We start from the raw sequence: 14,112 nt of genomic DNA on the forward strand, positions 1-14,112 counted from the left end.
CGAAAGCGGCGAAGGTCGCGCGTCGTGGGCCTGTAGGGCGTCTTCGCGTGTTGCGTCCCAAGGGTGCTCTCCTGCGCTTGTGGCGTGCCGGGCATGAAAATCCCCTCGCCCCATACGTACGGGAGCACCGGCGTGTTCACTCACTTCGAAAATTTTCGGAGAACTCTCATGAAGCCCGGGCCGGCCCGGGCCCCGCCGGACACGCCGTCCGGCGGGGCGGCGCAGGTCAGCGGAAGTTCACGTCACTGCACAGGAAGTACGTCTGGTCCATGTGCGAGGCCTGCCAGATCGTGTAGACGATGTGGCGGCCACTCCGTCCCGAAGTGCTCACCGGAATCTCGTAGTTCTGGCTGGGCGCGTACCTGCCGGTGCGCTGGACGAGTTGGAGGTCGTTCCAGGTCAGCGGCTGGGTGGTGGGGTCGAAGCCCTGCCGTGTGACGTACACCAGGAAGTAGTCGGCGCCGTGACTGGCCTGGTCGTAGAGCTTCACCGTGAAGTTGCCGGTGATGTCCGTCGTCTTCCAGGCACCCACGGCGTCGAGGGAGTTGTACCGGCCGCCCTCGGTCCGGCCACCGCTGCACAGTTGGCCGTTGGGGACGACGGCCTGGAAGTTCCCGCCGGAGCCGTTGCGGTACAGGCCGTTCCAGTTCCACATGGCATTGGGGTTGTCCCGCCACGCCTGCCAGCACATGGGGTCCAGCCGGGCCATCTCCGGGTTCTGGAAGTCGCTGCCCCAGCGCAGCCAGCAGCCGTAGTTGCGGGAGGCCGGGTCGACGACCGAGCCGTGGGCGACGGCGGTACCGCTCCACGGGATCAGACCGAGCAGTGCGGCGACCAGCATGCTCAGGACGAGCGCCGGACGAGACCTGAACCTGGACGACCGTAAGTCATGACCATGACAACTCATGATCTCCTCTTTCGGATGTGGGGGTTGTCGTGCGTTCAGTCGGGCGTTCATTCGCGTTTTCGATCATGTTTCGAAGTGGGAGCGCTCCCACCTTGCCCAGACTGCGCCCGATGAGGCGGGTCGGCAATGGGTGATTGCGCCACTTCCGGGTCGGTCAGAGCCGGTCGAGTTCCTTCGTGGCGCGACCGAGGCAGGTGACCTCGCCCGGCGCGCGCACGTCGATCTCCTCGAAGCCCATGCGGTCGTAGAAGGCTCTGGCCCGGGTGTTGGCGGTCGCCATGACCAGGTGTACGGCCGGGACTCCGCCGTCCTGCAGGGCCCGCAGGAACGTCCCCATCAGGCGGCGGCCATGGCCCCGGCCCTGCCAGGCGGGCAGCAGGTCGATGTGCAGATGGGCGGGGTAGGCGGCCAGTTCGGGCAGAACCATCCGTTCGGGGTGGTGCAGCAAGCCGGCGATCACCTCGTCCGGGGTGCGCGGTGGCCGGGGCGGTTGCGGGTAGCGGTCGGCGACCAGGGGCAGCCACGTGGCACGGAAGGCATCGGCGAAGCGCGGGGTGTCCGCGGCACCCAGGATGTAGCCGACCGCCTGCCCCTGTCCGTCGTCCAGCACGAAGGCCAGTTCCGGCTCCAGATGGACGTACGGCGCCGCGAAGGTCGCCGGGAAGATGCCCGGGTCCGCGTAGTGGGGGCGGCTGTCCTCGCCGTGGTGGGCGGTGCGGATGCAGATGTCGTCGAGGGCCGGACGGTCCTCGGGCCGGTAGGGGCGGACGGTGGGTGACGTGGTCATGGTGGCATCGTGCCGCTGTGGGAGCGCTCCCTCAACCCCTTTCGCCGGGCCTCCGGACACCACACGCCGACACCTCACATCCGGCTTGCACGGGCGCGGCTTAAGGCCCTCGCCAGGGGTTACCCGGCTCACATGGTGAAGCTGCATATTCCGGGACGGAAAGAACAACACGAGACCGAGGCCCCGCCTCCGGAAGGCCCCCGCCCGGGGTCCGAGGCGGGTCGCCCGGAGACTTTCGAGGAGGAACGCCGGGAGGCTCACGCCCCCGATTCCGAAGAGCCCGGACCGAGCCCCGAGGTGGAGCGTGCGGCGCCGGACACGCCGACCGACCTGCCACGGAAGTCGTGGGGCGCGGTGTTGAAGGGAAGCTTGCGGGAGTTCAAGGACGACGAGCTGACCGACCGGGCGGCCGCGCTGACCTACTACAGTGTGCTGGCGCTGTTCCCCGCGCTGCTGGTGCTGGTGTCGATGCTGGGCCTCACCGGCAGGTCGACCACGGACAAGGTGCTCGAGAACGTCCAGCAGCTGGCCCCCGGCTCGGCACGCGACATCATCACCCGTGCCGTCGAACAGTTGCAGGGCAACGCCGGCATCGGCTCGCTGATGGCGATCGTCGGCCTCGTGCTGGCGGTGTGGTCGGCGTCCGGTTACGTGGCCGCGTTCATCCGCTCGGCCAACGCCGTCTACGACATGCCCGAAGGCCGGCCGGTGTGGAAGCTGCTGCCGGTGCGGGTGGGTGTGACGGTCGTGCTGATGGTGATGGCCTTGATCAGTGCGCTGATCGTGGTCTTCACGGGTGGGATCGCCCGGCAGGTGGGGACGACCCTGGGCATCGGTGACACCGCCCTGACCGTGTGGACGTACGCGAAGTGGCCCGTGCTGGTGCTGCTGGTGACGACCATGATCGCCATCCTGTACTGGGCGACCCCGAACGCCAAGGTGAAGGGCTTCCGCTGGATCACGCCCGGCAGTCTGCTGGCCCTGCTGATCTGGATGGTCGCGTCCGCCGGCTTCGCGGTCTACGTGGCCAATTTCGCCTCGTACAACAAGACCTACGGCACGATGGCCGGTGTCATCGTCTTCCTCGTCTGGCTGTGGATCACCAACCTGGCGATCCTGCTGGGTCTCGAGTTCGACGCGGAGACGGTGCGCCAGCGGGCCATCGCCGGTGGGCATCCGCCCGAGGCCGAGCCGTACACCCAGCCGCGGGACACCCGGGCGTGGGACGAGGAGGACCGGCGCCGGCTGGAGGAGACCTGACGGTCCGCGCGGTTCAGCCCATGAGTCCGGCGGCCACCGTCGCGCCCAGGTCCCAGCACCGCTCGAGGTCGCCCTTGTCCGGCTCGCCGGTCACGGTCACGGCCTCGGCGGTGCGGCGCCAGCCGAGGCCCGTCGTGACCGACTCGATGCCGCGTACCGCTCCGGTGACGTCGTTGCCGCCGTGCACCCAGTACCCGAAGGGACGGCCGCGGGTGGCGTCCAGGCACGGGTAGTAGACCTGGTCGAAGAAGTGCTTGAGCGCTCCGGACATGTAGCCGAGGTTCGCGGGAGTGCCGAGGAGGAAACCGTCGGCGGCGAGGACGTCGGAGGCGGTGGCGGACAGCGCGGGCACGCGGACCACCCGGACGTTCTCGATCTCGGGGTCCGTCGCCCCGGAGACGACGGCTTCGAACATCGCCTGGCAGTGCGGCGACGGCGTGTGATGGACGATCAGCAAGGTGGCCACGGCACCAGACCTTGCCGCCTCGGCCCCCGCCACCGCAAGCGGTGACGGGGGCCGGGTGTCGCGCCCTCGATGGGGCGGTTCCTTTTCGGCGGTGGCCGCGGCTCGCACACAGTGGCCGCGGCTCACCCACGGGGCCGCGTTCGCTCAGCGGTTGCCGCGGCGGCGGATCAGCAGGCAGGCCACGAGTACGGCACCGGCACCCGCCAGCAGGGCGGCACGGTGGTCGCGCACCTGCTGCGGGGCCTTGTCCTGCCAGACCTGCTCGGCCTGCGCTGCCTTCTCCCTGGCGCCCTGAGCGGCGGCGACGCCCTTCTGCTTGACCGGCTCGGGCAGCTTCTCCTCCACGGTGTGGGCGACGTGCGCGGCCTTGGCCCTGGCCTGCCCGCTCCACTCCTGGGCCTTCGCCCCGGCCTGTTCCCTGACCGCGACGGCCTTCTCGCGGGCGCGTGTCTTGACGTCGGCCCGGTCGGCCAGGGCCTGGACGGTGTCGCCCAGTTCGTGGCGGGTGTGCTCGACCTGCTCGCGCAGCTCCTCCTGGCTGCGGGCGGTCGGCTCGTCGTGCGGGGGCTGGGTCATCGCTGTGCACTCTCCTTGATCTCGGCCACGTCGGCCTTCACGCTGTCGATGGTCTGCTGCGGGGCGGGCGGGGTGGCGCTGCGCACCTGTGAGCGGCCGGCCAGCGCCGTCAGACCCGTGGCGACCGCCAGGACGCCCGTGACGATCAGCGCAGCCGCCCACACCGGCAGCGGGACGGCCAGGGCGGCGATCACCGTGGCGACCAGTGCCTGGAGGGTGACGAAGCCGAGTACGCCGGCTCCGCCGAACAGGCCACCGCCCTTGCCGTAGCGTTTGCCTTTCTCGGTCATCTCCGCCTGGGCGAGGCGCATTTCTCCGCGCACCAGGTCGGTCAGCTGCTCGGTGGCCCGTTGCACCAGCTCGCCCACCGGCTCCTCCCCGGCCGCCGACGCGTTCCCTTTGGGGGGAGCGGCGGGGGCCGTGCGGCGCGTGTCCGCCATGACGATCACCTCCCGGTCCGTAGTTCCTGGCCGAGTACCAGCGAGGGCGGAAAAAACACCTGGTCGGGCAACTTGTGATGACGAGGAGTGAGCGGCGCGAGATCTGGTACCCGTCCGCCGCTCACACACGAGAGAGGGAGGTTTCGCCTTGTCGCAGGTAGAGGAATCCATCGAGGTCCGCGTGCCGGTGCACACCGCGTACAACCAGTGGACGCAGTTCGAGTCCTTCCCCGAGTTCATGGACGGTGTCGAGCGCATCGAGCAGCGCACCGACACCCTCACGCACTGGGTGACGAAGGTCGGCGGACAGGCGCGGGAGTTCGACGCGGAGATCACCGAGCAGGTCCCGGACGAGCGCGTCGCCTGGACCACCGTGGACGGCGAGGCGCGGCAGGCCGGTGTGGTGACGTTCCATCGCATCCAGGACGACACGACCAAGGTCATGCTGCAGATGGACTTCGACCCCAGTGGCGTGGCCGAGAACGTCGGCGACAAGCTGGGCTTCGTGAAGCGGCAGGTCTCCGGTGATCTGAAGCGGTTCAAGCAGTTCATGGAGGCTCGCGGGACGGAGACCGGCGCCTGGCGCGGCAAGGTCTGACCGCACCTGAGGAGGCCGCCACCACAGCTCGTGGTGACGGCCTCCTTTCGTGTGCTGCCCTACGCCGCCACCGGGGCGGCGATCCCGCTCTGGAAGAGGTGCCGGGCCTGGCGGCTCAGGTCGTTGAGACGCAGGGCCAGCCGCGCCGCACCGTCGTAGAGGGCGTGGACGGCCCGGAGCCGCTCGATGCGGGGGGCCAGGGCCGACAGGGCGATGGCCAGGGCGACGCCGGCCCAGGCCACGGGCCCGAGCGGGGTGCAGCCGAAGAAGTGGCTGACGCCGGGGGTCTGGACGAGAGCGGCGAGGACGGCGGCGGAGCCGAGGGCCGTGACCCAGACCAGCGTGCTGTGGCGCCGCCCGGAGAGGGTCTGCACCAGCTGGGCACCGACCACACCGCACAGGGCCATGGTGGTGGACCGGCGTTCGGTGCCGGGGGTGAGGCGGCCGATGACGTACGCCGCGACCGCGCCGAAGCAGGTGGTGATGCCACGGCGGCGGATGGAGCGCAGCAGGGGCGCGCCGAGGACGTCGAGGCCCATCGGGCCGGTCGCGGCGTGCTCCGCGGTGGAGGGGTCGCTGCTCGGCGTGACGGCAACGGCCATGGCCGGGAACATGTCGGTGAGGAGGTTGACCAGCAGCAGCTGACGGGTCGACAGGGGCGAGGCACCGGCGAGCAGGGTGCCGAGGACGCTGAAGCCGACCTCGCCGGCGTTGCCGCCGATGAGGATGCTCACCGCGTCGGCGACGCTGCGCCACAGGGCACGGCCCTCGGCGACCGCGTCCACGAGGACGGACAGGTCGCCGGTGGTGAGCACGAGGTCGGCGGCGTTGCGGGCGGCGGCCGAGCCGCGCGACTCCACGCCGACGCCGACATCGGCCGCGCGGATGGCGGCGGCGTCGTTGGCGCCGTCACCGGCCATCGCCACGACCCGCCCGGCCTGTTGCAGGGCCTCCACGACGTGCAGCTTCTGTTCCGGTGCGACCCGGGCGATGACGCCCGCGACGCGCAGGACCCGGACGCGTTCGCGGCGTTCCATGGCGACGAGTTCGTCACCGGTCACCGCCTCCGTCTCCTCCGGCCAGCCCAGTTGCAGGGCGATGGCGCGGGCGGTCTCCGGGTGGTCGCCGGTGAGCATGACGGGGACGATGCCGGAGCGGCGCAGTTCCGCGAGCAGGGCGTGCGAGGTGTCGCGCGGGACGTCGGCGAGGGCGACGAAACCGCTGAACTCCAGGTCCGCGAGTGGCGCCTCGAGTTCGGCCTCGGCGTCGTCGGCCCGGCAGGCACGGCGGGCGACGGCGAGGACGCGCAATCCCTGCGCGGCGAGCTCGTGGGCGGTGTCCGAGGCGTGGCCGGGCAGATCCCGGCAGGCGGGCAGGATCGTCTCGGGGGCGCCCTTGACCACGAGGAGCTCGTCCATGTCCGGGTCGCCGTCGCGACCGACCGCTGCGGCGTAGCCCCGGCGGGTCTCGAAGGGCAGCTCGCCGGTGGGGGCCCAGCCCTGGTCGGGCGGGGCGACGTCGAGGACGGCCTCGTCGGTGGCGTGCGCGACGCGGCGTCCCTGGCCCGTCTCCTCCTGCGGGCAGGCGCGCGCGGCCAGCCGTACGATCGGGTCGGCCTGCTCGTCGTCCGTGTCGAGGACGGTGCCGTCGGCGGTGGCGACGCGGACCAGGCGCAGCTTGTTCTCGGTGAGGGTGCCGGTCTTGTCGAAGCAGACGGTGTCGACCCGGCCGAGCGCCTCGAGGGTGCGCGGGGTGCGGACCAGGACGCCGCGTCGGGAGAGCCGGCGGGCCGCCGCCATCTGAGCCACGGTGGCGACGAGGGGAAGGCCTTCGGGGACGGCGGCGACGGCGACCGCGACACCGCCGCTGACGGCGCGCCGGACGGGGCTGCCGCGCAGCAGGGACAGGCCGGTCACGGCGGCGCCGCCGGTGAAGGTCACCGGCAGGGCCTTGCGGGTCAGTTCCTGGAGTCGCGCCTGCACCCCGGCGGGCGGCGGGGTGCGGGCGGCGAGGGTGACGGCCCGGCCGGCCTCGGTCTGGTCGCCGGTGTCGGCGACGAGGGCGGTGGCCCGTCCGGCCACCACGGTGGTGCCCTCGAAGACCATGCAGGTGCGCTGGGCCACGGGGAGCCCGGGCGTGGCCTCGACCGACTTGCTCACCGGCAGGGACTCGCCGGTGAGCGCCGACTCGTCGACCTCCAGGCCGTCGACGTCCAGCAGGCGTGCGTCGGCGGGTACGACGTCGCCGGCGCCGAGGCTGATCTCGTCGCCGGGTCGCAGCCGGGCGGCGTCGACGGTGACCGTGCGTTGGCGGCTGTCCTGCCTGCGGGCCTTGGGCTGCTGCCGGGCGGCGAGCCGGGCCAGGGCCTGTTCGGCGCGCAGCCGCTGGAGTCCGCCGGTCACGGCGTTGAGGTCCATGGCGCCGACGACGAGCAGCGCGTCGACGACCGAGCCGAGCAGCGCCGAGGCGACGGCGCCCGTGGCGAGGACGGGGGTCAGCGGGTCGTCGAGTTCGCGGCGCACGGCACCGGCCGCCTGCCACGTCCAGCGGGCGGGGGCGACCGCCGGGTGCCGGGTCAGGCGTACGGCCTGTTGCCGTGAGCGGTCGGCGACGAGGGCCAGTCCGCGGGGCTCGCCTTCGCGGTCGACGCGCGCCAGCCGTTCCCGCGCCTCGTGGGGTTCCAAGGCGTGCCAGGGGATGTGCAGCCGGGGCGGGGGCGGGGTGGCCCGGGCGACGCGGACGGCTTCGAACCAGCCGGTGATCAGGGCGTTGGCGGCGGCGATGTTGACGGGGGCGTGCCGGGTGAGGGGCCACAGGAGGTGACGGCCCGGGGGCTGCCCGCCGCGGGCGACCAGGAGACCGGACAGGGCCGCGCCGGCGCGGGCCAGGGTCTGCGACCGGCGTCCGACGCGCCGGGCGGCGGGGATCGCCGTGAGCAGCCGCCAGACATCGGCGAGGCCTCTCGGGGCCAGCACGTCGACGCCCCAGGTGACGGCTGCCCGTCCGTCGGTGAGGGCGATGGCCACGTCACCGGCGGGCAGTCCGGCCGCGAGGGGCCCGTCGCCGGACTCGTGCAGGCGGGCGACGGTCACGACCACGCGTCCCTCGGCCTGCAGGGCCCGTACGACGTCCCCGAACGGCTTGGCGCTCGGGGCGACCTCGTCGGCGAGCCGGGTGATGTCCTTCAGGTCGGAGCCGCCCGCGATCACGACGTGCAGTCCGGCCCGGCGGGCGGCGTCCAGGACGGCCTCGGCGAAGGGGTGGACCGGGTCGTCGGGCAGGCCGTCGTCGGTGCCGTCCTGCCGCAGGCTGCGCAGGGCGTCGGCGTGCAGGACGAGGGCGTCGGCGATCTCCAGCTGCCGCAGGCGCTCTCCGTTGCGCAGCAGGATCCCGTCGTGGGCGAGGAAGGTGCCGAGGGTCGCGCCGAAGGCGGCCGGTCCGTAGCGGGCTGCCTTGGGGGAGCCGGCGAGGACCGCTTCGGCCGCGTCCCCGGCGCTGTGGGTGATGAGGAGGGTGGCGGCGGCGCCGGCGAGACTGCCCGTGCTGGCGTGCGAGGCGTACTCGGCGGCGGGGGTCACCTTGAGCGGCGGCCGGGTGTCCGCGGGGCAGGACACGCTGGTGCGCCGGTGGTGGCAGACGTCGTCGTGCAGTGCCTCGAAGGCCGCGGCCCTGGCCACCGCCTCCGTGAGCTGGTTGCCGCGCAGGATGCCGTCGAGCACGAGGGCCAGCGGGGTCTGGCCGATGCCGTGGGCGGCGGCGTTGGCGGCGGCGAGGACGAGTTCCATGCCGGACGTGCCGAACCGCTGCCGGAGCAGGGCCCGGAAGCGGGGGTTCTCGCGCAACAGCGTGACGGTGGCGGTGATGACGCGCGAGGTGGGGGGCAGTCGCAGGGACCGGCCGGCCAGGGCACCGGCCGCTCCGGCGGCGTCCAGCAGGATCGCCGCCGCGGTGACGCGTACCTCGGCGGGGTCGCCGGGGTGGCTGGTGTCCCGGGTGGTCGGGTCGGCGCCCTCTTCGAGACCCAGCCGCGTGGCGAGCCCGGTGGCCAGCTCGGTGACGCGGTCGGTGGCGGCGTCCTCGGCCACGGTGACCACCAGGCGGCCCAGTCCCCCGTCCCAGTACGCCGTGAGGACGTCCGGGTGCTCGACGAGTTCCTCGGCGACCCTGCGGGCGAGCGCTCCGGCGTCGCCGTCGGAGTGCCGCAGCGCGAGGTGGAGGCGCTGCCCGGCCTTCCAGTGCTGTCCGCCGGTCAGGGCGTTGCGTGCGACGTTGCGGACGCGGCGGGTGGTGTCGTAGACGGACGTCATCGACTGGGCGGTGCCGCGGGCGGCGCCTGCGGCCGCGCCGGCCACGGCCCCGACGAGCGGGGTGACGTCGAAGCGTGTGAGCATCTGCTGTCCCGACTCAGCCGGTGGGGCGGCTGTCGTGTGCGGGCCCGTGGGGCTGCTCGTCGCCGTGGTGCGCGGTGGCCTCGGCGACCTGCTTCAGGGCGGAGGCGGTGGCGGTGTCGCCGACCTTGGCGGGCTGTTCGTGGACGTGCTGTTCCGGCCGATCGTGCCGGTAGTGGGAGGAGGCGAGCTTGCCGCCGGGGCCGTACGCGGAGGTGTCCTCGTCGTACTCGCCGGCCTGGGCGGTGCGGTGGTCGTCGCTGCTGCCGGTCGGTGTTCCGCCGTTCGGTGACGCGCCGTCGGGCCGCTGCACGGGCCGCGGCCGGGTCAGCCAGGCCACGGCGGCTCCGGTCACCGCGACCGGCCACTCCACCAGTCCGGTCACGCCGAGCACCCCGGCGCCGGCGTAGACGGCCATCCGGCGGCCGCGCGGCGAGACGGCGCCGATCATGTCCAGCGCGCCCGTGGCCGCCTTGCCCACCTGCTCCGCGCCCGGCAGGTGCCTGAGGCCCGAGGCCACGGCCCGCAACGGCTGCGGAAGATCCGACGAACGTGATGTCTCCTGGTTCATGTCGACCTCCACAAGCGCGTTGTCGGCGGCGTGATCCGGCTTCCCACCCCTTTGCCCCATATTCCGCCTTTGGCGAGCTATGCGCTTCTCTTGTTCGGCCGGGGTCCCGGGACACTCCGGGGCGGTCGGCCGGGTGAAAGGCGCGTGGAAGCCGTCCGTGTCGGGTCGGGAACACCGGGTACTCAATGCGGGCACACAGGCCGTCTCGGGTCCGGACACCGCACGGGAGCGGATTGTCCGGTTCGGCGAAGGAGTGGTCATGACGCAGAACGGTGATGACGCGACGCTCGTCCGGCGACCGGGGATCCCCGACCTCCGGACGGCACCGGACGGTGCCGAGCCCGCGCCACCACAGGATCCGCAGGCGGACCAGCCGCTGCAGGAACTCCCCCAGGACCGCAACCAGGCGCTCCTGGAGGCGGCCAAACAGGTCGGCGCCCTGCTCAAGCGCAAGGGGCACCTGTTCGCGCTGGCGGGGAGTGTGGCCGCGTACGCCCACGGCGGCGAGAAGAACCTCCAGCACGACGTCGACTTCGCGATCCGCCCCGAGGACGCGGAAGCGGTGGCGGCCACGCTGCACGAGGCCGGGCTGACGGTGTACACCCCGCCGGAGGACTGGTTGATCAAGGCCACGTGCTTCGGCCAGCCGGTCGACATCATCTTCGAGCTGGCACACCGGCCGGTCGGCGCGGACATGCTGGAGCGGGCGCAGGAGCTGTCGGTCGACTCGGTGCGCATGCCCGTGCTGGCCCCGACCGATCTGCTGTGGAGTCTGACCGCCGCGTTCTCGGAACACCACTGCGACTTCGGGGCGGCCCTGCCCATCGCACGCGCCCTGCGGGAGAAGGTCGACTGGGAGAAGGTGCGGCGCGAGTGCGGGGACGAGCCCATGCCCGCGGCCTTCTTCTTCCTCCTGGAGCGCCTGAACGTCATCTGAAGGAGCACCCATGAGCACCCACGGTTCCCAGGACGCGGGCGGCGGGCCGCCGGCCGAGAACCTGGACTACCGCATCGCCCACCTCCAGGATCGCCTCGCCTCCGGCGAGCTCGGTGAACTGGGTGTACGGGTCGAGGCCCGCGGCCGGACGGTCCTGCTCACCGGCACCGTGCCCTCGGCGCCCTGTCGCGACGAGATCGTGCGCACCGTCCACGAGGAGCTCGCCGGGTTCCCCGTGCACAGCGACCTCGTGGTCACCGAGGCGTCCTCTCCCGACCACGCGGAGGAGCTCTCATGATCCGCATCGCAGCCGTCGGAGACATCCACATGGGGCCCGACAGCCAGGGTGTGCTGCGCCCCGCCTTCGAGACCCTGCCCGAGTGCGCCGACCTCCTGCTGCTGGCCGGGGACCTCACCCGGCACGGCACGCCCGAGGAGATGCGGGTGGTGGCCCGGGAGATCCAGGACCTGGCCGTTCCGGTCGTCGCCGTCCTCGGCAACCACGACCACCACGACGATCGTCCGGACGAGGTCACGGCCATCCTGCGGGACGCCGGCGCGCAGGTGCTGGAAGGACAGGGCACGGTCGTGGAGAGCGGCGGGGCGCGGATCGGCGTCGCCGGGACCAAGGGGTTCGGGGGCGGCTTCGTCGGCCGGTGTGCCGGGGAGTTCGGCGAGCCGGTGATGAAGGAGTTCGTCCGGCACGCGCGCCGGTGTGCCGACGGTCTGCGGGCCGCCCTGGAGCAACTGGCCCAGGAGGGCTGTGACGCGCGGATCGCCCTGACCCACTACTCCCCCGTCCCGGACACCCTGGCGGGCGAGCCGCTGGAGATCTACCCGTTCCTGGGGAGCTATCTGCTGGCGGAGGCGATCGACACCGCCGGCGCCGACCTCGCGGTGCACGGGCACGCCCACGCCGGCACCGAACACGGCATGACGAGCGGCGGCGTGCGGGTGCGCAACGTCGCCCAGCCGGTCATCGGACGGGCCTTCCACGTCTACCACCTGCCGGCGCGCGAGCCGGCCGCGACCGGCGCCGCCGTCCGGCAGGCCCGCTGAGGACCTGGCCGGTGAAGGGCTGCCGCAGCGGCCGGTTCGGACCGGGAGCGCTGCGACGGTCGGTGCCGGCCCGCAGGTGGAAGTGATCCGCGACCGCAGCAACGCCTTCACACGATCCTTCCGTGTACGCAGGCCCGGTCGGGCCTCGCTTGTCACTCCTCTCGCGCCGCACGCGATCGCCGGCGCGGGGTCTTCTGCTGCCCGCCGCCAGGCGCACCGAGCCACCGGTGTACCACCTGTGGTGTGAACCCCCCGCACGTCGTGCCCGTTTAAAGCATTTTGTCTGCTTAGCATGCGAGCTCCGCGCTCCGCACGCCGACGATGTCCCCACGCATCCGCACGGGAGCGCAACCGCCCCGTACGAGAGGACACCAGATGGCGCTGACGGGCCGTCGCAGAGCACCGTCCGAGCATGCTTTCTCCCCGCACGACGCCGTGCTGCGCACCGCCGCGCCGCATGTCGCCCGCCGCCGGTTCCTCACGGTCACCGCGGCGGCGGTGATGCTCGCCTTCGCCACCAACCGGCCGGCCCGCGGCGCCACCGCCGCTCCCGAACTCGACGCCGCCCGGGTGTCCGACGACCCGTTCACCCTGGGTGTGGCCTCCGGCGACCCGCTGCCCGACTCGGTACTGATCTGGACCCGGCTGGCCCCCGAGCCGTTCGCCGAGGACGGCGGCCTGGGCCGGCAGCGGGTCGTCGTCTCCTGGGAGGTGGCCCTGGACGAGTGGTTCGCGATCGTCGCGCAGGAGGGGACCGCCACGGCCCATCCCGAGTACGGCCACAGTGTGCACGTCGACATCAAGGGCCTGATGCCGGACAGCCACTACTACTACCGGTTCCGGGTGGGCAACTGGATCAGCCCCACCGGCCGGACCCGTACGGCGCCGGCCCTGGGCACGGACACGGCGGGCATGCGACTGGCCGCCGTGGCCTGCCAGGCCTACCAGGACGGCTACTACACGGCCTTTCGGCATCTGGCGCAGGAGGACGTCGACGTGGTGTTCCACCTCGGCGACTACCTGTACGAGTACCCGGTGGACTCCACCGGCGGGGCCCGTCGCTACACCGACCGCACACTCCCTGACGTCTTCAACCGCGAGACGACCACCCTGGCGGACTACCGGCTGCGCTACGCCCTCTACAAGAGCGACCCGGACCTGCTCGCCGCGCACGCCCGGCACCCGTTCCTCGTCACCTGGGACGACCACGAGACGGAGAACAACTACGCAGGCGGCCTCGACGAGAACGGCAGCCCCCAGGAGCAGTTCCTGGTGCGGCGCGCCGCCGCCTACCGGGCCTACTGGGAGAACCAGCCGCTGCGTGCCGAGCAGCTGCCGCAGGGCCCCGATGCCCGGTTGTACCGCCGGCTGGCCTGGGGTTCGCTCGCCCAGTTCGACATCCTCGACACCCGCCAGTACCGCTCGGACCAGGCCTACGACGACCGGCCACACGCACCGGGCAGCGAGTCGGACGATCCGGCCCGTACGCTCACGGGCGCCGCGCAGGAGCGCTGGCTTCTGGACGGCTGGCGCAACTCCGGCGCGCTGTGGAACGTGATGCCCCAGCAGGTGTGCTTCTCTCAGCGCAAGTTCGACCTGACCGAGCCGGCCCGGGTCTCCATGGACGCCTGGGACGGCTACCGAGCCTCCCGTGGCCGGGTCATGGCGGGCGCGAAAGCCGCCGGCATCGACAACTGGATGGTCCTCACGGGCGATGTTCACGTCGGCTACGCCTTCGACCTCAAGGACGACTTCGACGACCCGCAGTCCAGGACGCTGGGCACGGAGTTCACCTGCACCTCCATCGCCAGCGGCGGGAACGGAACCAGCAAGCCGGACAACTGGGACACGTTCATGAAGGCCAACCCCCACATGAAGTACTACGACGGCCGGCGCGGCTACGTCCGGGTCGAGCTGGGCCGCCAGAAGGCCGAGGTCGACTTCCGGACCGTCTCGGCCGTCAACACGCCCGGGGGCACCATCTCGACGGCCGCGTCCTTCGTCACGGAGGTGGGTTCGCCCGGCCTGAAGTCCGCGTGACACGCCGGGTGTCCGCAGTACTGCACATGGCGCCCTTCCCCGCACCACAGCGCGAAACGGGGCGGCCCGGGACATCACTCGGG

The 14,112-nt window shown here is 72.3% G+C and carries 13 protein-coding genes; 6 read left to right on the forward strand and 7 right to left on the reverse strand.

Annotation, left to right across the window (positions count from 1 at the left end):
- Positions 1–226: 226 nt before the first annotated feature.
- Together ACZ7EG_RS35630 and ACZ7EG_RS35635 are read right to left on the reverse strand one after the other, a co-directional pair.
- Positions 227–907, reverse strand: coding sequence for a lytic polysaccharide monooxygenase auxiliary activity family 9 protein (locus ACZ7EG_RS35630; protein ID WP_471088295.1), 681 nt, complete (start codon positions 905–907; stop codon positions 227–229).
- 154 nt (positions 908–1,061) lie between these two features.
- The gene (locus ACZ7EG_RS35635) at positions 1,062–1,694 is read right to left on the reverse strand and encodes a GNAT family N-acetyltransferase (RefSeq protein ID WP_471088297.1); all 633 of its coding nucleotides are present in this window, start codon (positions 1,692–1,694) and stop codon (positions 1,062–1,064) included.
- Between the two features lie 132 nt (positions 1,695–1,826).
- On the opposite strand from ACZ7EG_RS35635, the gene ACZ7EG_RS35640 reads away from it, so the two are divergent.
- Complete coding sequence (locus ACZ7EG_RS35640) at positions 1,827–2,954, forward strand: YihY/virulence factor BrkB family protein (RefSeq protein ID WP_471088299.1); 1,128 nt, start codon at positions 1,827–1,829, stop codon at positions 2,952–2,954.
- Positions 2,955–2,967: 13 nt separating this feature from the next.
- On the opposite strand, the gene ACZ7EG_RS35645 is transcribed toward ACZ7EG_RS35640, so the two are convergent.
- The 3 genes from ACZ7EG_RS35645 to ACZ7EG_RS35655 all read right to left on the reverse strand — a co-directional run bounded on the left by ACZ7EG_RS35645 (position 2,968) and on the right by ACZ7EG_RS35655 (position 4,436).
- Positions 2,968–3,453, reverse strand: a complete 486-nt coding sequence (locus ACZ7EG_RS35645; RefSeq protein ID WP_471088301.1) for a flavodoxin family protein — start codon at positions 3,451–3,453, stop codon at positions 2,968–2,970.
- 111 nt (positions 3,454–3,564) lie between these two features.
- Positions 3,565–3,996 (reverse strand): DUF3618 domain-containing protein, encoded by a 432-nt coding sequence (locus tag ACZ7EG_RS35650; protein ID WP_471088303.1) that lies wholly within the window; start codon positions 3,994–3,996, stop codon positions 3,565–3,567.
- A complete protein-coding gene (locus tag ACZ7EG_RS35655) occupies positions 3,993–4,436 on the reverse strand; it encodes a phage holin family protein (RefSeq protein ID WP_471088305.1) in 444 nt (147 codons plus the stop codon). Before ACZ7EG_RS35655 ends, ACZ7EG_RS35650 begins: the two co-directional genes overlap by 4 nt.
- 148 nt (positions 4,437–4,584) lie before the next feature.
- Here ACZ7EG_RS35655 and ACZ7EG_RS35660 point away from each other — a divergent pair, with 148 nt between their 5' ends.
- On the forward strand, positions 4,585–5,034 hold the full coding sequence (locus ACZ7EG_RS35660) for an SRPBCC family protein (protein ID WP_471088307.1): 450 nt from the start codon (positions 4,585–4,587) through the stop codon (positions 5,032–5,034).
- Positions 5,035–5,093: 59 nt separating this feature from the next.
- On the opposite strand, the gene ACZ7EG_RS35665 is transcribed toward ACZ7EG_RS35660, so the two are convergent.
- Together ACZ7EG_RS35665 and ACZ7EG_RS35670 are read right to left on the reverse strand one after the other, a co-directional pair.
- On the reverse strand, positions 5,094–9,425 hold the full coding sequence (locus ACZ7EG_RS35665; RefSeq protein WP_471088308.1) for a cation-translocating P-type ATPase: 4,332 nt from the start codon (positions 9,423–9,425) through the stop codon (positions 5,094–5,096).
- A 13-nt stretch (positions 9,426–9,438) separates the two neighbouring features.
- A complete protein-coding gene (locus ACZ7EG_RS35670; protein WP_471088310.1) occupies positions 9,439–9,993 on the reverse strand; it encodes a hypothetical protein in 555 nt (184 codons plus the stop codon).
- A gap of 259 nt (positions 9,994–10,252) precedes the next feature.
- Between ACZ7EG_RS35670 and ACZ7EG_RS35675 the strand changes: the two genes are divergently transcribed.
- From ACZ7EG_RS35675 to ACZ7EG_RS35690, 4 genes are all read left to right on the forward strand, one after another.
- Complete coding sequence (locus tag ACZ7EG_RS35675; protein ID WP_362050310.1) at positions 10,253–10,930, forward strand: nucleotidyltransferase family protein; 678 nt, start codon at positions 10,253–10,255, stop codon at positions 10,928–10,930.
- A 10-nt stretch (positions 10,931–10,940) separates the two neighbouring features.
- On the forward strand, positions 10,941–11,228 hold the full coding sequence (locus ACZ7EG_RS35680) for a BON domain-containing protein (protein WP_097214668.1): 288 nt from the start codon (positions 10,941–10,943) through the stop codon (positions 11,226–11,228).
- Positions 11,225–11,989: a metallophosphoesterase family protein gene (locus tag ACZ7EG_RS35685; RefSeq protein WP_471088313.1), complete on the forward strand. Its 765-nt coding sequence runs from the start codon at positions 11,225–11,227 to the stop codon at positions 11,987–11,989. Before ACZ7EG_RS35680 ends, ACZ7EG_RS35685 begins: the two co-directional genes overlap by 4 nt.
- 375 nt (positions 11,990–12,364) lie before the next feature.
- Positions 12,365–14,029, forward strand: a complete 1,665-nt coding sequence (locus tag ACZ7EG_RS35690) for an alkaline phosphatase D family protein (protein WP_471088315.1) — start codon at positions 12,365–12,367, stop codon at positions 14,027–14,029.
- Positions 14,030–14,112: the final 83 nt, after the last annotated feature.

This window comes from Streptomyces sp. NPDC037100 (genome assembly GCF_055606225.1).